This window comes from Sphingobacterium sp. JUb20, assembly GCF_004342035.1.
GTDB classification, from domain to species: domain Bacteria; phylum Bacteroidota; class Bacteroidia; order Sphingobacteriales; family Sphingobacteriaceae; genus Sphingobacterium; species Sphingobacterium anhuiense.
Map to the genome: position 1 here is coordinate 216806 of NZ_SLYV01000010.1, position 19953 is coordinate 236758.

Below are 19953 nucleotides of genomic sequence, written 5' to 3' on the forward strand. Positions count from 1 at the left end.
ATTAATAGCCTATTAGTTCATTATCTAATGAAATGACACGGCGTTCCGCCTGACTTTGTATCCCCAGTTCGATAATACGAATAACATCACGTCCTTGTTCTGCTGTAACAATTAGAGGAGTTTTCCCAAGAATAGCATCTGCTATATTTTGGTAATAATCAGGATAGCTGCCTAATTTCGAAGTAACGGTCTCTTCGATATCTTCGCCATTCCAAAGTAAATTTAATTTACCATAAATAGCTGGATCTTCTTTGCCCCAGTTTGGATCTTCATCAGGAAATGCACCAGCACGTAATAATTCCTCTTGAGGATCAACACCATTTTTAAGGAAGTTTCCGTTTAATGCAAATACAGTGTATCGCGGAGTCGGCTCTTTAGCAAGCATCCCTCCTTTCAAAGAAACACGCATTTCGGGGTAGTAAAGTAGTAATTCAAAATTATCAATTGCCCCCGCTCCAGGTCTTTGAATAGTCAAATCTGCAAATACAGCATTTGGTCTACCGAAGAGTTGTAGCGTCTGGTCAATTAAATGCGCTCCAAGATCATAAAAGATTCCTGAACCAGGCAGATTATCTTCTCGCCACGCACCCGGTCTAAGATGGTTACGGAAACGATCGTAACGAACTTCAAAATTCTTAATCTGCCCCAATCGTTCATCCTTAATCACCTCTTTGATCGTTCTAAAATCTGAGTTGAATCTTAAATTATGATATACAGATAAAATTTTACCGCTTTCTTTTGCCAATGCGATCAATTCATCAGCCTGTTCAGATGTATTGGTAAACGGTTTTTCGACTACCACATGTTTCCCTGCTAGCAATGCCTGCTTAGCAAAAGGATAGTGCATATCATTAGAGGTAGCAATAACCACCAAATCAATGGAATCGTCATTTAATATTTCGTCAGCATGATCTACAGCCAACGCTGTAGGATACTTTTCACTTACAATTAATTTTTGCTCCGCTTTGCGAGCAGTTATTTTTACTAATTCTAGGTCAGCAATAGATCGCATCACAGGAGCATGAAATACTTGTCCTGAAATACCAAAACCAATTAAACCAACACGGATTTTTTGAGCCATCATGAGATAAATTACATACGTTCAGGAACTTCAATTCCTAATAAACTCATTCCTTTTGCAATAACTTTTGCTGCAGAAGCCGAAAGGTGCAAACGGAAATTCTTCACTTCTTCAATTTCTGCCTTTAAAATAGTCTCTTCATGATAAAACTTATTGTACAATTTAGCTACATCATAAATATAATTAGACATCTGCGCTGGACTGAATTCTTGAGCTGAGATTGCTATAATACTTGGAAAATTACCCAAAGTCATAATCAAATCACGCTCATAAGCCGATATGGATACTGGCACCGATACTTTCGACTGTTCATCAAAATTTACTTTAGAAAGAACAGACTTAATACGAGCGTAAGTGTATTGGATAAAAGGACCTGTATTTCCTTGAAAATCAACAGACTCTTTCGGATCGAACAATAAACGTTTTTTGGGATCAACTTTCAATAAGAAATATTTCAAAGCCCCCATACCGATGGTATTATAAAGTGCATTTTTATTTTCTTCAGACAAGCCCTCCGTTTTACCCAGTTCCTCTGTGCGCTCTTTCGCTGTTTCGATCATCTCACTCATCAAATCGTCAGCATCTACAACTGTACCTTCACGCGATTTCATCTTTCCAGAAGGTAAATCGACCATCCCGTAAGATAAATGGAATAAGCCATCTGCCCAAGATTTACCAAGTTTTTTTAAGATCAAAAACAATACTTTAAAATGGTAATCTTGTTCGTTACCGACCACATAAATAGAATCATTCATCTTGAACTCATCGTATTTTAATTGAGCTGTACCTAAATCTTGAGTAATATATACAGAAGTACCATCGCCTCGCAGGACAAGCTTTTCATCCAATCCGTCGGCAGTTAAGTCAATCCAAACAGAGTTATCTTCTTTCTTAAAGAAAACACCACTATCTAAACCCTCTTGAATGATATCTTTTCCTAACAAATACGTATTTGATTCATAATAATATTTATCAAAGTTAACACCCAGTTGCTTATACGTTTTTTCAAAACCAGCATATACCCAGGTATTCATTGTTTTCCAAAGATCAATCACAGCCTCATCACCAGCTTCCCATTGCTGTAACATCGCTTGTGCTTCTTTAATCAATGGCGCATTCTTCTTAGCCTCATCTTCAGTTTGACCTTCAGCTTTGAGTGTTTCTATTTCTTTTTTATATTCTTTATCAAAAACTACATAATATTTACCCACCAAATGGTCACCTTTCATACCCGTAGACTCAGGAGTTTCTTCATTTCCGAATTTTTGCCATGCAAGCATAGATTTACAGATATGAATACCGCGATCATTTACCAGGTTGGCTTTTATGACATCATAACCATAAGCCTTTAAAAGCTCTGCAACAGAATATCCTAATAGGTTGTTACGAATATGGCCTAAGTGAAGCGGCTTGTTGGTGTTTGGAGAAGAATACTCCACCATTAATTTTTTACCATTCGAAGGAAATACCCCAAAATCAGATTTCACGATAGTCTCGTTTAAAAGAGAAATCCAGTATTCATCCGAAAGACAAATATTTAGAAACCCTTTAATAACGTTAAAATCAGTAATAGCTGAGATATGAGTTTTCAAATACTCACCTATTTCCGTACCAGTCTGCTCAGGAGATTTCTTAGAAAATCGGGTAACAGGAAAAGTTACAATTGTAATTTGCCCCTCAAACTCTTTGCGTGTCTCTTGCAGAGCAATTTGATTTTCAGAAATATCTGCATTATAAAGCTGTTTTACAGCTTGAACAGTGACTTCAATAAGTCTGTTTTGAATAGAATTCGCCATGTAATGATTATGTAAAATATGCAACTCCCTGAAATAGAATACAAAAATAATTCACATTCGCTATTCTTGTATTCATATTGAAAGTATATCTTTGCAAAAATAATAAAAAATGCAGAGCTATCAGGAATTTCTTGACCTAAGTGTTGGTTTTCCGCAAGACGGATTCGAAATCATCGACGACGAATTGTATTTCCACGATTTGAATTTAATGGAAATGATAGAAACGTACGGTACGCCGTTGCGTTTTACTTATTTGCCAATCGTCAGCAAAAAAATTCAACAAGCGAAAATTTTGTTTCAAACCGCAATTTTGAAACACAACTACAGAGGGTCCTACAAATATTGTTATTGTACCAAATCTTCCCACTTCAAACATATTGTTGAAGAGGCATTGAAGAATGAGATTCACTTAGAAACATCATCTGCATTTGATATGCCGATGATCGATTCCTTAGAACGTCAAGGTACAGTAAAAAAAGACATTACAGTGATTTGTAATGGTTTTAAGACATACCAATACAAACAGTATATCATCGACATGATCCATGATGGGTATAAGAATATTATCCCCGTCCTAGATAACAAAGAGGAATTCAATCTCTATGACGATGAAATTGAATTGGATGAACCATGTGCTTTAGGTATCCGTATCGCATCGGAAGAACAGCCAGACTCACAGTTTTACACTTCAAGACTAGGTATTCGTATCGAAGAAGTTATAGAATTCTATAACAACAAAATTGCGAACAATCCTAACTTCAAAGTAAAGCTGTTACATTTCTTTATCAATTCAGGTATATCGGATACCCCGTATTACTGGAATGAGCTAGAAAAATATGTTACATTGTTCTGTAAGTTTAAAAAAGTAAACCCAGACTTAGATACTTTAGATATCGGTGGAGGCATGCCTTTCAAAGATTCATTAGTGCATGATTTTGACTATGAGTACATGGTCAATGAAATTGTGAACAGGATCAAGCAGATCTGTGCACAACATGAAGTAATGGAACCGGATATTATTACTGAATTTGGTAAATATACCGTTGCCGAAGCATCAGGTATCCTTTACAAGGTTTTAGGTCGTAAATTACAAAATGATCGTGAAAAATGGTTTATGATTGATGGCTCATTTATTACAAACTTACCAGATGTTTGGGCTTTAAATCAAAAATATATCTTACTTCCGATCAACAATTGGGATTCTGAATATGAACGGGTAAACCTAGGTGGTATTACTTGTGATGGCCAAGATTATTACAATCAAGAAGCACATACTAGTTCAGTATTCATGCCTAAAACACGTAAATTACAATATCTAGGTTTTTTCCATACAGGAGCATACCAAGATGTATTGAGTGGTTATGGCGGTATACATCATTGTTTATTACCATCTCCAAAGCATGTACTGATTCGCCGTAACCGCGACGAAACATTCAATTACGAAGTTTTTGGTGAGGAACAAAATTCAAAACAGGTTATGAAATTATTGGGCTACCAATAAGCGCGTAGTCAACTCACAATAAAAGGTTAGAAATTTTCATTTCTAACCTTTTTTGTTTTATTTAATATCTGTTATTCATGATTAATTTGTATTTTAGGTATATAATACTTTAACCCAACCATAGTTATGACAGATTCAATTTATAATTGTTTATGGTTTGATGGTCAAGCCCAAGATGCAGCAAACTTCTACTGTTCAGTATTTAAAGATGGAAAAATCATCTCATCCAATTCTCTGGTCGTTATTTTTGAAATTAACAAAACTCGATTTATGGGACTTAACGGAGGTCCATCATATAAACCATCAGATGCTGTCTCATTTGTCGTTGAATGTGAAGATCAACAAGAAATCGATCACCATTGGAATATGTTGACCGCAAATGGAGGTCAAGAAAATATGTGTGGCTGGCTAAAAGACAAATTTGGTTTTTCTTGGCAAATAATTCCTAAAAGAATTCATATGCTCATTTCAAATCCAAAAGCAATGGAAGCTTTGGTCAAGATGAAAAAAATTAATATAAAGGGTTTAGAAGAAGCATGCTAAAATAAGATGAATAACAGACTGAGATCGCCAGTAGTGCTACCAGGAAACTCTTATGCTAAAAATAAGATTATTTGTCTACCCGAAGCACCATTATCATTCGACCCGCCAAAACAATATGCATGCAATTGATATTATATCCATATAAAATATAACAAACCATGAAAGAAGAATTTATCAACTTACCTTTAACTAAAAATGATCAATTAAATCATTTTGAACTTCATATAGGAGAATACCAAGCCTTTATCGCATTCAAAGAAAGACCTAGTAAAGTTTGGCTCATTCATACCGAATCCGACCCTCAATTAGCGGGTCAAGGAGTAGCAACTGCTGTCATTGAAAAAACATTACAATACCTGAAAGAACATCATTACACCCTTTTTCCATTATGCCCTTTGGTATACGCGTATATAAAAAAACATCCAGAATGGAAAGAAATCGTTGACCCAAGTTTTGAAGGATTTCAAGAGGATAAGTAGGTATTAATCATATTTTTAGATCATATTAAAAATAAATGTTTCAACAAATTTCAGTTGCAATCCATAAAATTAAGCTACCTTTGTCGCTTACAAATAAATAAATTAGATTGCAATTTCAAGATTTAAAACTCATAGCACCAATCCTTAAGGCATTGGAAGCTGTTGGATATACTACTCCTACCCCAATTCAGGAACAGGCGATTCCTATTATTTTTAGAAAAAATGATTTATTAGGTTGCGCTCAGACAGGTACTGGTAAAACAGCTGCCTTTGCCATTCCTATACTTCAAATGTTAAGTTATTCAAAAGTTAAAACTGCGAAAAAAAATATTCGTGCATTAGTTTTAACACCCACACGTGAACTAGCAATTCAAATTGAAGAAAATTTCAATCAATACTCCAAAGATCTTCCACTTAAAAGTCTAGTTGTTTTTGGAGGTGTCGGACAACAACCACAACGTGATGCCTTGAAGAGAGGTGTTGATGTGCTTATTGCTACACCAGGCCGCTTACTAGATCTATACGGTCAAGGATATATCGATTTAAAACATTTAGAATTTTTTGTTTTAGATGAAGCTGACCGTATGTTAGATATGGGATTTATCCATGACGTAAAGAAGCTAATTAAAATAATACCTGAAAAAAGACAAACATTATTTTTCTCAGCAACAATGCCACCTGAGATTCAGAAATTAGCAAATCATATTCTTGTTGATCCTATCAAGGTTGAAGTAACTCCAGAATCTACTACTGCAGAAAAGATCCAACAGGAAGTTTATTACGTTAAGAAAAACGATAAAAAAGATTTGTTAATCCATGTTTTAAAGGAGAAAAATATAAATCACGTGTTAGTTTTTTCTAAAACTAAACATGGTGCAGATCGCATCGTTAAAGATCTTGCAAAAAAGAATATTCAATCTGCGGCCATTCATGGAAACAAATCTCAAAGTGCCCGTCAAAATGCCCTTAAAAACTTCAAAGATCGTACACTACGTGTACTGGTTGCTACCGATATCGCTGCACGTGGTATTGATATAGATGAGTTGGCATTTGTAATCAACTATGATTTACCCAATATACCAGAATCATATGTACACCGAATAGGCCGTACAGGTAGAGCAGGTAAAGATGGTCAAGCGATTTCATTCTGCGACGAAGAAGAATATGCATTCTTACTAGATATCCAAAAATCCATCCGTATGGAGATCCCTTTAGTTGAGAAGCATCCCTATGCTTTACATATCTCAGGTGTAGCACCAAAGAAAGCTGGTACAGCAAAGAAATCTGGCAGACCATCATCTACATCCAGAAATGGCCAAAGTTCAAATAACGCTAGTCCTGGAGGAAATAGAAGAAGAACGTCATCCGGTCCAAGATCTGAAAATAGAAACAGAACTTCTTCGAGAAGAAGAGATTCTTAAAGCAAAAAATAATTACAAAAAAAGAGAGGCTTAGCCTCTCTTTGGTTTTTTATTACCATACTCCCGATCACGTTCGAAAGTATTCATATGTCTTTCTTTTTTCACAGGATAAACATCGTCAATAATGATCAAAATCCCTGTTTCTTCAACTTCACCAAACTCATCGTTAATTGCTGTCCCAAACGATTTCATCGTTGGAGATAGATTCATATAAGTGTTAATCAGAGGAGGAATATTCTCACCCAACGCACGAACCTTACTATTTAATAATTTATAAGACTCCTTATAATCTAATCCATCGAAAATACCTTCAAATTTAGAAAAATCATTTTCACAATTTAAACTTGGGATTGGTACCACTAAATTTTCATGATCAGGGAAGTGATACTCCATGAAATAAAGCAACAAATCACGGGCTTCTTTATTATAATGCGGATACATGGTCACTTTACCGAAAAGATACTTAATATCTGGATTAATCATCACTAATGCACCTAATCCATCCCATAGATTATCTAAAGAAAAGATTCCTTTGCGGTTATCAATTGCTGGTTGAAATTTTGGTTGGACAAAAGACCTGCCTAATTCAATTGTATAGGGCAAATAATCCGTTTTAAATCGTTCGGAAAACTGAAAATAATGAGCTGTTGATAAATTTGGGACACCATCTTTTACCGAAGCATTGGCACATTTGATGACACGATAGCCTGCAACAACTTCTTCTTCTTCAGGATTCCAGGCAATCAATTGATCGTAGCAATCTTCGCATGTATCATTTTCATCAATATCAATTGATAAACCAGTTCCACCACCAGCACCTCTAAACGTCAATTCTCTTAATCGTCCTATCTCCCGCATCACATTAGGTGCATTATGATAGTTAATCAAATATATTTCGTTATTTCCATTGTTGGTATATCGTATAAAAGCATCTTTACCTAATTCTGCCTTTAACAATTTTCTATCAACAGGAGCAATAATTTCTTGCATAATTCTATTTTTCTTGAGACATTCCGTAAACCAATCGCTTCACCTCTTCAGCCCATTTTTTTTCGCCTTTAGATTGATCAAAATGTGTGTAAGATATTTTTTTGCCAATAACAATCGTCACAGTTTGGTTGCGTTGAGAAAACATTTCATCAGGTAGATAAAGCATTTCCAAATTTGCCTTTAAGCCAATCTTCTGTCTTAGCCTTGCAAAATTATAAAAAAAGTTAGAGTTTTTCCCCTCAATATAGACAGGTACGATATCTTTTTTATATTTCTTTGCCTTATTTATAAAACTTTTCTTCCATTCAAGATCTTCAATTCTTCCGTCTCCCTGTTTTCTAGAAACTAAACCCGCAGGAAATACCAATAAAGCACTATCAGACGCGTAGGCTTCCTCTATGGCGGCGATCCCACTTTTTCCTTGTCCCCCTAATTTATTTACAGGTATAAATAGCGGCTGAAGATTACCGACATTCATCAATATATCATTGACTAAAAATTTAACATCTTTACGGTACTGTCCAATAGCATGCATAAAAGCAATTCCATCTAATCCACCTAAGGGATGATTTGAAGCAAAAATAACGCTTTCATCAATCGGAATATTAGCCGCACCTTTTAGCTCAACATTAACGCCTAGATCTTTAATTAAAGCATCAACAAAATCCAAACCTTTCAAGTCCGAAAACCGAGTCATAATATCATTGATATCGTCCTCATGTATAGTTCGTTCCAAATACTTTAATAAAAAAGATGGAATCCATTTTATCAACTTGGGACTTTTCTTGCGAATTACTTCTCTAACTTCAATAAATTTCCGACTTGCAACCTCACTCATAAAATTTCAGTACTATGATTTAACTTCATTATATATTCAAAATATAAATCGCACTTTTGTAAAAGTAGATAAAATTTGTACAATCCATTATCAATAATATATAAACTGTGCAAAGTTAAAGTAAAAATTTAATGACCTTTAATGCAAGAAAGCTTTTTTATTAATAAAAAAGGTTTTCTTTAAACATTTTACTAAATTTAAGGTCAATAGTATACAGATAAATTATCCATATGTATATAGCGAACATTCCTCTTTCACAAAACACGACGATAAAGCAATCTGACACAATTGCTTTTGCTTTAGATCGAATGGAAGATTTCCAATTTCATTTGTTGCCTGTTGTTGATGGTGATAATTATTTAGGATTTATTTCTCAAAATGATTTACTGAATGCCCTTGATGATCAAAATACAGTTGCTTCTGTTCATTTAAAAACTGACCCAATTTATATCAAGGCAAATCAACATCCATACGATGCGATCCGTTTAATGACAGCTTATAACATAAGTACTTTACCTGTGTTAGATGAAAACAATAAATTTGAAGGAGTATTGACTTCTTTAGAGTTGGTAAAAACGATTTCAGTATTGCAATCACTAAATGATATAGGAGCAATTATTACCTTAGAAATTGGAATACATGATTTTTCTTTATCTAAAATAGCACATCTAGTTGAAGCAGAAAATGCTCAAATTTTAAACTGTTCAACAAAAACAGTCCCTGAAAATGCAACATTGCTTGTGACAATGAAAGTAAATAAGTCAAACATCGCTTCTCTACTATCTTCCTTCGCACGACAAAATTATAAAGTCATTGCATCTTTCAATACACTGCAAGAATTTGATGATTTAGAAGATCGTTACCAACAACTCATGAATTACATCAATATTTAGCAATACGCTAGTTTTTTCTCATCTTTGGCAAAATAATGCAATCATTACTGCTAGAATAAAAAATACTGTACAATATGAGAATAGCAATTTATGGTAGAGAATTTAGTCCTTCAGTTATTCCCCATGTAAAGCATTTACTGGAATATTTAAATGGGAAAAATGTTGAGATTTGGATCTACGACAGCTTTTATACTTTTCTACAAAAACAATTTGACTGTAATAAAACCTTCTCCACTTACAGCTCTAATGAGAATCTGCCAAAAGACACAGATTTTATGTTAAGCCTGGGTGGTGATGGAACTATGTTATCAGCAGTATCACTAATCCATAATTCCGGAATCCCTATTGCAGGCATAAATTTCGGAAGATTAGGTTTCTTAGCATCCATAAATAAAACAGATTTTGAACCTTCAATTGATCAAATTCTAGCTAAAAACTATAAAATACAAAAAAGAGCATTATTAGCCGTAGAATCGCCTGACAGAGAATTATTTGGCGGAAACAGTAATTATGCCTTGAATGATATTACCGTTTTTAGATATGATAGTTCTGCAATGATCACAGTAAATGCGTACTTAAATGGCGAACTTTTAAACTCCTATTGGGCCGATGGTCTAATTATCGCGACACCAACAGGATCTACGGCATATTCATTAAGTTGCGGAGGACCTATCATTATGCCTGGAAGTGGCAATTTCGTAATTACCCCAATTTCACCACACAATTTAAATGTTCGTCCAGTAGTTATATCATCTGAATTTGAATTAGCATTAGAAATTGAAAGTCGTTCCGAAAAATATATATTGAGCTGTGATTCTAAAAATGAAACAATAGAAAGTAATGTCAAACTAAAAATAACTAAAGCGCCATTCTATATTAATTTAATCAGATTAGAAGGTGAAAGCTATTTTGAAACACTCCGGGAGAAACTACTTTGGGGCTTAGATGTAAGAAATTATTAGCGTTAACATGAATTTGTAATCCGCTATTCGTCAAAAAGATTTATATTTACCGCACGATATTTTAAAGAATCTGGTTAATATAAGTTATCCTTATGCAGCAATACTTAAAAATTAATGAAGAAAAAATTGCTTAATGGCAAGCGCAATTTCTTGAGGATATTAGGAAATTACATTTTTCAAATGAAAATCACACCTGATACAAGGAAATCTGACGTAGCACTTCAAACTAATTTAATAATTTAATTGCAGTGGTAGTTTGTATACAACGACATTAAAATAAGTATACACGATTGAAATTAAAACAGGCATCAGGCCAATTTCAACAACTATCTTACGAAAAATCGATACACTTGTAGCATATATTTAGAAATAAATGTTTTTACCAATCGTGAGATAGGCAGAAGTAAAGAAATAGAAAATGAGCATAATAGATCATATTGACAAAAACAATCTTCCTCAACATATTGCTATTATTATGGACGGCAATGGAAGATGGGCAAAAGAAAAAGGAAAATTACGGATTTTTGGTCATCAAAGCGGAGTAAAAGCTGTAAGAGAGGCACTAGAAGCAACTTTACAGGTTGGCGTAAAACACCTGACTTTGTATGCTTTTTCAACAGAAAACTGGAATAGACCCAAGCTAGAAGTAATAGCGTTAATGGAGTTGCTGGTATCTTCGTTAAAAAAAGAAGTGAAAACTTTCCAAAAAAACGGTGTTCGTTTAAATGCAATTGGAGATCTATCTAAGCTCCCTAAAAATTGTCAAGAAAAATTGCAGGAAACAATGAATTTAACTGCCGGCAATGATAAATGTATACTAACATTAGCATTAAGTTATAGTTCGCAGGAGGAAATCGTCCAAGCAACAAAAAAAATAGCAGAAAAAGTTGTTAAAGGAGATCTGAAAATTGAGAATATAACAACCGAGGTATTTCAGGAAAATCTCTACACTTCAAACTTACCAAACCCAGATTTATTAATCCGAACAAGCGGAGAATATCGAATTAGTAATTTTCTTTTATGGCAGATTGCTTATGCTGAATTCTGTTTCTTAGATAAGATGTGGCCTGAATTTGAACAAGAAGACCTTTTTAAGGCAATTCTTGACTATCAAAAGCGAGAAAGAAGATTTGGAAAAACAAGTGAACAGATCTAATCTTTATTAGTAACTTTGCTGACTGATTTTAAACCTTCATATCTGCTGGTTCTTAAATTTTTCTTAATTAACAAAAATTAACAACTGATTGGTGTACTTTAGCATCAATAAAAATTTATAAATGAAGCGCATACTATTTGTTATATTATTTTTAGCATGTACCCAACCACAATTCGCACAAGCTCAAGTGAATGGAACTGCTATAAACCTGAATGACCCCGACCAGATAAGTTATTTATCCCCTAAAGACTATATTATTGGTGGTGTTACTGTTTCGGGAACGCAGCATCTTGACAACAATGTATTAATTACCATCTCCAAACTTGTCGTTGGCCAATATATTGAAGTTCCTAGTGAGGCCACATCAAATGTCGTGAAAGTGATGATGGCACAAGGCCTTTTTGATGATGTCCAATTATGGGCTGAAAAAATAGAAGGTGAAACTATTTTTCTAAACATTCGTGTTAACGAAAGACCTCGATTGACCCGTATAGACATTAACGGTTTAAGTAAAAGTCAAACAGAGGAAGTTCGTAAAAGATTAAAAGATAACGCAGGTAAAGTTGTCAATGAAAACTTGATCAATACAACACGCAATACAATTCAACGTTTTTTAAGAGAGAAAGCTTATTTATATCCAGAAATTAAGATTAGTACTATTAAAGATACTACTCAAGCTAATAATGAGATATTAATTGCTGATGTTGACCGTAAAAATAAAGTTCGTGTTAAAAAGATAACATTTACCGGAAATAAGGAATTCACACAAAAACAGCTTCGTAAGAACTTAAAAGGGGTTAAGCAAAAAGCTTGGTTCCGTATTTTTGGACCTGGAAAATTCAAAGAAGAAAAATATAAAGAAGCAAAAGAAACCTTAGTTGCGAAAATGCAAAACAAAGGTTTCCGCGATGCCGAAATTATCCAAGATTCCGTAATTAAAGTTGATGATAAAAATGTCTTAGTCAATATCGATGTGTATGAAGGCCCTAAATATTATGTTGGTAATATTAAATGGTCAGGAAACGCAAAATATACAGACACAGTTTTAAATAGAATTTTAGGAATCCGTAAAGGTGATATTTTTAGTGAAGAAAAATTAACGACTAAATTGATGGGTGGAGGAAGAAATAGTGATGATATTTCTTCTCTGTATATGAATGATGGTTATTTGACATTCTCAATTGATCCTGAACAAACGCGTATTTATAACGATACAATTGATTTAAATTTACGCGTATATGAAGGTGCACAGTTCACCATCAACAATATTATAGTAAAAGGAAATGACGTGACCAATGATCGCGTAGTATTAAGATCTATTCGTACAAAACCAGGTCAAAAATTTTCAAAAGAAGCTATCATGACTTCTGTTCGTGAAATTGCACAGTTGGGTAATTTTGACGAACAGAAAACAAATCCAGTTCCAGAAAATATTAACCATGCTGAAGGAACCGTAGATATCGTTTATAACGTTACAGAAAAACCTTCCGATCAAGTTGAACTATCAGGCGGTTACGGTGCTGGACAAATTATCGGTACCTTAGGTTTAACGTTCAATAACTTCTCGACAAGTAACTTCTTTGATAAGAGCTCTTGGAAACCACTACCACGCGGTGATGGACAAAAATTGAGTGTTCGTGGACAAACTTCAGGTAAACGTTACCAATCTTATAGTTTCTCATTCTCAGAACCTTGGTTAGGCGGTAAAAAACCAATTTATTTTGGTCTTAGCGCCTATACATCAAGCTCTTCTTACGGAGGTTTTAACTACTATACAGGAGAGCAAATGGTAAAAGATTCAGATCTTAACCGCATCTGGATGACTGGGGTTACCGCAACGTTAGGTAAGCGTGTACAATGGCCAGACAACTGGTTCCAGGTAAATACTTCCCTTTCGTTCCAACGTTACAAATTACAGAACTATTCAAACTATTTCTTGTTTGACAACGGTACTGCTTACAATATTAACTTAACACAGGAAATCAGCCGTAATACAATTGATGCACCGATTTACCCTACTTCAGGGTCTAATCTAAAGTTTTCAGTACAACTAACGCCTCCATATTCATTGTTTAACAAAATTAACTATGAAACATCTGCACCTGAAGTTAAATATAAATGGACTGAATACCACAAATGGAAATTTGATTCACAATGGTATGCAAAGATTGCTGGTAAATTGGTATTCAAAGCACAGGCACAGTTCGGTTTCTTAGGTAGTTACTCCAACAAAACAGGAATCTCTACATTTGAGCGCTTCAAACTAGGTGGTGACGGTATGCAAGGATTTGATTTCCTACAGGGGTCTGAAATCATCGCGATGCGTGGCTATGCAAATGGTTCCATTATTCCAGAAGGAACACAAAACGTTAATATCGCTATGCGTTCAGGTAGTCCAATTTACACCAAGTACCAAATGGAATTGAGACATCCTGTCATGTTAAATGAACAAGCAACAGTCTTTGTATTAGCTTTTGCTGAAGCTGGTAATACTTGGAACAAATTCTCTGAATACAATCCATTTAAAGTAAGACGCGCAGCGGGTGTTGGTGCACGTATCTTCTTACCTATATTTGGTATGTTAGGTATCGATTACGGTCACGCATTTGATCCGATCCCAGGTTTACAAAGTAGCCAGTGGAAACAAAATTTCACATTCAGTATCATGCAAAATATGGGCGGGTTTTAATCGCTGGATTTATCCAACCCTCAGGTACTATCAAAATAAAAAGAAAGGCTTTCACAATGGTGAAAGCCTTTCTTTTTACCACCAATTCCTAAAAGGGTTGAGAAGTTTGTTTTAAACACTAAGTTTTCAATTATTCTAAAAACGCGTTTCATCTCCTATGCCAAAAGTATAAAATACCATACTCACATCCAGCAACTCGATTATAAACCCCTCGAAACAGCATTTATAAAAAACGACTATAAGTGATAATACTATTTAACGAAACAAATAAAAAACACGCATTAAATGCTACATATCATTGATAATATTTCAAAAAAAGTTCCTACAAAAAAAATAATAATTCATCAAATTATCATTAACCACTAGAATCTATACTACTCATAACATGAAGGAAAAAGGGCAAACAAGTTAAATAGTGTTAAACCCGAAAAATATCGCATAGATTGCTTCTTTTTTATTATTTTTGGGCAGTAAGTTTACTGGAGATGATTTTCCCAAATTAAACTATTGGGTTTATCCATGGTCTTAAAGTAAATTAGTGTTAAATAATATATTATAGTCTATAAAACTTTCAGAGAATATGAAAAAAATAGTTTTAGTAATAGCATTTGTCGTAGTTACCATATCAGCTACTTTTGCACAAAATTTTGCCTATGTTAATTCAGAATATATTTTAAAGCATATCCCTGAATATACAGCCGCACAAAAACAGTTAGATGATCTTTCTCAAAAATGGCAACAAGAGGTAGATCAACAATATGCTGAAATAGAAAAAATGTATAAAGCTTATCAGAATGATCAAGTTTTACTAAATGAAGATATGCGCAGACGTCGCGAAGATGAAATCGTGAAAAAAGAAAAAGAAGTAAAAGATTATCAAAAACAAAAATTTGGTTTTGAAGGCGAGTTATTTAAACAACGTCAGCAACTGGTTCAACCTATACAACAACGCGTGTCCAAAGCAATTCAAGATGTAGCGCAATCACAAGGATTCGATCTTGTATTAGATAGAGGTCAAGAAGTAACATTCCTATATGCAAATCCAAAATTGGATAAAAGTAATGACGTCATTATTAAATTAGGATTAAAACCTAATTCAGCACTTGCAAACTAAATATTAGTTTATTAATATTGCGAGAACAAATACCAGTAGTAGTAAGTATTAAATTAGAAACACAAAAATTTGTCTCATTTATAATTTGAAGAGACGATTTAAGATTAAAATGAAAAGAATGAGAAATTTATTTAAAGGTGCTATTGCATTTGTAGCAGTTATTTTCGCTACTCAGTTAGCTCAGGCACAACAAAAAATTGGTCACGTTAATTTAGCTGAAGTTATTCAGGCAACACCAGAATTCAAAACAGCGGAAGGCCAATTGAAAACTTTAAGCGACGGAAAAACGAAAGAGCTTCAAGATATGTATGCGATGTATCAAACGAAACAAAAAGAAGCAAATGATAAAGCACGTAACAGAAGCGAAGCAAACAAAGAGACTGTTGATGTTGAATTACAAAAATTAGGTACTGAATTACGCGATATCGAAACTCGTATCAACGAAAACCAACGTGTTGCTCAAGAAGAATTAAACAAAAAAGAAGAAGAGTTGATTTCTCCTATTCATAGAAAAGTATCAGATGCACTTACTGCTGTATCTAAAGAAAAAGGATTTGCTTATGTTTTTGATATCTCAAGCACAAACATTCCTTATTTCCAAGGCGGAGATGATTTAACACCTGCTTTAAAAACAAAATTAGGTATTTCTGCAACAGCTGCTCCTGCAACTCCTGCAAAAAAATAATTAATTAAATCCTGAAATAAATTCAGGTCATAAAAAAACAGCAGTCCCTTCAAGGTCTGCTGTTTTTTTTTATGACCTTACCTTACCTTACCTTACCTTACCTTACCTTACCTTACCTTACCTTACCTTACCTTACCTTACCTTACCTTACCTTACCTTACCTTACCTTAACTTACCTTACCTTACCTTACCTTACCTTACCTTACCTTACCTTACCTTACCTTACCTTACCTTACCTTACCTTACCTTACCTTACCTTACCTTACCATTTGTAGCTAATAAGCAATATCGTCAGAATTGAATACACACCCCAGGCCTACCTCCAAACCACAATGCCAAACTTATTTATTCAAAAAAGTCATTAATTTTTAAAAATTCTAAATAATATATTATGCATGCATAATATATTATTTATATTATATTTGTGTATACAGTGATAAAAAGATATGATTAACCAACTTATATTTACATTATGCTTTGTTAGCGCAATAATTCTGTTTGCAAAAAATGCTAGGCAGATTTATAAAAATATAAAAATAGGAAGAGCGCTTAATCGAAATGACAAACCTGCCGAACGTTTTAAAACCATGCTTTTGGTTGCATTTGGTCAAAAAAAAATGTTTAAGCGGATTATTCCCGCAATACTTCACCTTTTCGTTTATATCGGTTTTTGTATTATCAATATAGAGATGATTGAGATCGTAGTAGACGGCATATTTGGTACCCATCGTTTTTTATCATTTTTAGGAGGATTTTATAATTTCTTGATTGCCTCATTCGAATGGTTAGCTTTTGGTGTTCTGTTGGGCTGTATCATTTTCTTTATTCGCAGAAATGTCCTTCACTTAAAGCGCCTCAATAGCCCAGAATTAAAGAATTGGCCAAAAACAGATGCAAACCTTATTCTGATTACAGAAATTCTGTTAATGACAGCGTTTTTATTAATGAATGCCGCAGATCAAAAATTACAGCTCTATGGCGAATCACATTATATTATTGCCGGCTCATTTCCAATCAGTCAATATATAATTTCATTCCTACCTTCCGATCCATCTGCTCTGATAATGATTGAGCGGATCTGCTGGTGGTTCCACATTCTTGGAGTATTAGCTTTTCTTAATTATTTACCCTATTCAAAACACCTGCACATTTTGCTGGCATTCCCGAACACCTATTTTTCGAATTTAAAACCCAAGGGAGAATTAACGAATATGGAAAGTGTAACCAATGAGGTAAAAGCGATGTTAGATCCAACCTTCACCCCTCCTGTATCAGATCAACCTATTCGTTTTGGTGCAAAAGATGTTCAGGATTTAACATGGAAAAACTTATTGGATGCCTACACCTGTACAGAATGCGGACGATGCACATCCTCTTGTCCCGCAAATATAACAGGCAAATTGCTATCTCCAAGAAAAATCATGATGGACACACGCGATCGTCTAGATGAAGTCGGAAAAAATATTAAAGCCAATGGAAGCTTTGTAGATGATCAAAAATCTTTATTAGACACTTATATAACTCGTGAAGAATTATGGGCCTGCACAAGCTGTAATGCATGTGTAGAGCAATGTCCAGTGAATATCAATCCCCTTGAAATAATTATTGAATTGAGAAGGTTCTCTGTGATGGAAGAATCACAAGCACCTGCAAGCATTAATACAATGTTTGGAAATGTAGAAAATAACGGTGCACCTTGGAAATATTCACAAATGGATCGTGCAAACTGGACTTCTCAAAAATAATGCTTTTTATAAAACGATAAAGATGGAAAAAGAATTACACGTCCCAACGATGGCCGAGTTAGTGGCTAAAGGTGAAACAGCAGATATTCTATTTTGGGTAGGTTGTGCCGGAAGTTTTGATGAAAGGGCTCAAAAGATAACCCGAGATATTTGCCGTATCCTACAGCATGTCGGAATCAAATACGCGATATTGGGAACAGAAGAAAGTTGTACCGGTGATCCAGCAAAACGTGCTGGCAATGAATTTCTATTTCAAATGCAGGCCATGATGAATATTCAGGTATTAGATGGCTATGAAGTAAAAAAAATAGTAACTGCATGCCCCCATTGTTTTAACACCCTTAAAAACGAGTATCCTGCACTTGGGGGGAACTACGAACTAATTCATCACACGCAATTGATTCAAAGTCTAATTGATGAAGGAAAACTGAAACCTGCAGACGGTCATATTTTTCAGGGCAAAAAGATCACTTACCATGATCCCTGCTACTTAGGTCGCGCCAATGAAGTTTACGAAGCACCTAGAAAAGTACTGGAAAGTCTAGATGCACAATTAATCGAATTAAAAAGATGTAAAAGCAATGGACTATGCTGTGGAGCTGGTGGCGGGCAAATGTTTAAAGAACCTGAGAAAGGCACAAAAGACGTCAATATAGAGCGCATAGAGGAAGTAATCGACAGCCAAGCTACGATTGTTGCCGCCGCCTGTCCATTCTGCATGACTATGCTTAAAGATGGAGTAAAAATTAAAGACAAAGAAACGGAAATAGAAGTATTAGATATCGCCGAAATAACGGTACGAGCTAATCGAATATAAAAAAAGGTCTGGAAAAATATCCAGACCTTTTTTTATCATCAATATGATGTACCCAGAAGCAGATTCGAACTGCCACACCCATACAGGCGCCACCCCCTCAAGATGGTGCGTCTACCAATTTCGCCACCTGGGCCTAATTTCAAAATGGTATCGCAAATTTAAACGTTTTTTTAAATTCTACAAGTATTTTTTACCTGTATATTCATTTTTATTTTTACCTCTTATTTTAGCAAATTCTTTTTTATCAAAGTATGGATAACCCCGTCAACTAATCCTACGCGAGGTACCATAATCTGCTTCAAGTGTCCATACTTCATGATAGTCATGAAAATTTCTGTCGCTGGGATAATGACGTCGGCACGATCATCATTTAATCCCAATAAAGTAATGCGTTCTTTTAAAGAATACGAAGTTAGATAATGATAAAGAGCCTTCAATTTTGCATAAGAAATAGGCTTATCACCTTTTTCATTTGCCAAGCGGGAAAGCTTATTGATATTACCACCCGTTCCTATACCGTACACCTGCTTATACATTTTTGTATTATTGGTTACCCATTCCTTAAGGTCATCCCAGGTCTCCTGTTCATCTTTGTTATCCAAAATACGGATTGTTCCTAAATTAAAAGATTTGGAATTCACCAATTTGGCATTTGCAAACAACGATAATTCAGTACTTCCGCCGCCAACATCGATATACAAATAAACTTTATCCATATCCATCTTCGCTTCCAGATGGCTATTGTAAATTATCTCAGCTTCTTTGGTTCCATCAATAATAGCGATATCAATACCAATTTCACTTACCCGTTTCACAACCTCAGGACCGTTGGTTACATCACGCATCGCCGATGTAGCACATGCCATATAATCTTCAACATTATACACATCCATCAGTTCACGAAATGCACGCATAGTCTTTACTAAATTATCCGCTTTTTTAGGCGATAATTTTTGATGGATGAAAGCGTCATCACCAAGACGCAACGGCACCCTTAGTAGGGTATTCTTTTTAAAAGAAAAACCTTCTTTTTCTTGAACAATATCAGCAATTAAAAGTCTAACCGCATTGGAGCCGATATCTATCGCAGCATACCTCACATTAATACATTTAAAGTAAATAAAAATGAAATTGACTTCTTACTGAGAATGGATAAAATACTCCTTCACAATAAGCCTTCTTTAATTGTTTCGAAAATATAAATAATAAATGAAGACGAAGTGAAATTAGTGTTAAATAATTA

General features: G+C 34.6%; 17 protein-coding genes and 1 tRNA gene. 12 read left to right on the top strand and 6 right to left on the bottom strand.

The window, feature by feature from the left end; genetic code table 11:
- Position 1 precedes the first annotated feature (1 nt).
- The gene (locus tag EDF66_RS17940; RefSeq protein ID WP_243656078.1) at positions 2-1084 is read right to left on the bottom strand and encodes an oxidoreductase; all 1083 of its coding nucleotides are present in this window, start codon (positions 1082-1084) and stop codon (positions 2-4) included.
- Positions 1085-1092: 8 nt separating this feature from the next.
- Positions 1093-2877 carry an arginine--tRNA ligase gene (argS, locus tag EDF66_RS17945; protein WP_132844071.1) on the bottom strand — a complete coding sequence of 595 codons (1785 nt, stop codon included), beginning with the start codon at positions 2875-2877 and terminating at the stop codon, positions 1093-1095.
- A 109-nt stretch (positions 2878-2986) separates the two neighbouring features.
- Here argS and EDF66_RS17950 point away from each other — a divergent pair, with 109 nt between their 5' ends.
- The 4 genes from EDF66_RS17950 (at position 2987) to EDF66_RS17965 (ending at position 6821) form a co-directional block, all read left to right on the top strand.
- A complete protein-coding gene (locus EDF66_RS17950) occupies positions 2987-4378 on the top strand; it encodes an arginine decarboxylase (RefSeq protein ID WP_132772026.1) in 1392 nt (463 codons plus the stop codon).
- A 126-nt stretch (positions 4379-4504) separates the two neighbouring features.
- Positions 4505-4921, top strand: a complete 417-nt coding sequence (locus EDF66_RS17955; protein WP_132772027.1) for a VOC family protein — start codon at positions 4505-4507, stop codon at positions 4919-4921.
- 158 nt (positions 4922-5079) lie between these two features.
- Complete coding sequence (locus EDF66_RS17960; RefSeq protein WP_132772028.1) at positions 5080-5400, top strand: GNAT family N-acetyltransferase; 321 nt, start codon at positions 5080-5082, stop codon at positions 5398-5400.
- Between the two features lie 107 nt (positions 5401-5507).
- Complete coding sequence (locus tag EDF66_RS17965) at positions 5508-6821, top strand: DEAD/DEAH box helicase (protein ID WP_021188279.1); 1314 nt, start codon at positions 5508-5510, stop codon at positions 6819-6821.
- A gap of 30 nt (positions 6822-6851) precedes the next feature.
- Here the strand turns inward: EDF66_RS17965 and EDF66_RS17970 are convergent, their stop codons facing one another.
- Entirely contained in the window at positions 6852-7811 is a 960-nt protein-coding gene (locus EDF66_RS17970) for a GNAT family N-acetyltransferase (protein WP_021188280.1), read from the bottom strand.
- A 4-nt stretch (positions 7812-7815) separates the two neighbouring features.
- Positions 7816-8649, bottom strand: coding sequence for a 1-acyl-sn-glycerol-3-phosphate acyltransferase (locus EDF66_RS17975; protein ID WP_132772029.1), 834 nt, complete (start codon positions 8647-8649; stop codon positions 7816-7818).
- Between the two features lie 230 nt (positions 8650-8879).
- On the opposite strand from EDF66_RS17975, the gene EDF66_RS17980 reads away from it, so the two are divergent.
- From EDF66_RS17980 to EDF66_RS18015, 8 genes are all read left to right on the top strand, one after another.
- Positions 8880-9542 carry a CBS domain-containing protein gene (locus EDF66_RS17980; protein WP_021188281.1) on the top strand — a complete coding sequence of 221 codons (663 nt, stop codon included), beginning with the start codon at positions 8880-8882 and terminating at the stop codon, positions 9540-9542.
- Between the two features lie 74 nt (positions 9543-9616).
- Positions 9617-10504: an NAD kinase gene (locus EDF66_RS17985; RefSeq protein ID WP_021188282.1), complete on the top strand. Its 888-nt coding sequence runs from the start codon at positions 9617-9619 to the stop codon at positions 10502-10504.
- A gap of 418 nt (positions 10505-10922) precedes the next feature.
- Positions 10923-11660 carry an isoprenyl transferase gene (locus EDF66_RS17990; protein ID WP_132772031.1) on the top strand — a complete coding sequence of 246 codons (738 nt, stop codon included), beginning with the start codon at positions 10923-10925 and terminating at the stop codon, positions 11658-11660.
- 121 nt (positions 11661-11781) lie between these two features.
- Positions 11782-14349, top strand: coding sequence for an outer membrane protein assembly factor BamA (gene bamA / locus EDF66_RS17995; RefSeq protein WP_132772032.1), 2568 nt, complete (start codon positions 11782-11784; stop codon positions 14347-14349).
- A gap of 580 nt (positions 14350-14929) precedes the next feature.
- On the top strand, positions 14930-15463 hold the full coding sequence (locus EDF66_RS18000) for an OmpH family outer membrane protein (protein ID WP_132844073.1): 534 nt from the start codon (positions 14930-14932) through the stop codon (positions 15461-15463).
- Positions 15464-15581: 118 nt separating this feature from the next.
- Positions 15582-16148: an OmpH family outer membrane protein gene (locus EDF66_RS18005; RefSeq protein ID WP_031287178.1), complete on the top strand. Its 567-nt coding sequence runs from the start codon at positions 15582-15584 to the stop codon at positions 16146-16148.
- Between the two features lie 446 nt (positions 16149-16594).
- Positions 16595-17893, top strand: coding sequence for a (Fe-S)-binding protein (locus EDF66_RS18010; protein WP_132844075.1), 1299 nt, complete (start codon positions 16595-16597; stop codon positions 17891-17893).
- Positions 17894-17915: 22 nt separating this feature from the next.
- The gene (locus EDF66_RS18015) at positions 17916-18710 is read left to right on the top strand and encodes a (Fe-S)-binding protein (protein ID WP_132844127.1); all 795 of its coding nucleotides are present in this window, start codon (positions 17916-17918) and stop codon (positions 18708-18710) included.
- Positions 18711-18759: 49 nt separating this feature from the next.
- Here the strand turns inward: EDF66_RS18015 and EDF66_RS18020 are convergent.
- Positions 18760-18843 (bottom strand) — tRNA-Leu (locus EDF66_RS18020).
- Positions 18844-18931: 88 nt separating this feature from the next.
- On the bottom strand, positions 18932-19810 hold the full coding sequence (locus tag EDF66_RS18025) for an exopolyphosphatase (protein WP_132844076.1): 879 nt from the start codon (positions 19808-19810) through the stop codon (positions 18932-18934).
- Positions 19811-19953 lie beyond the last annotated feature (143 nt).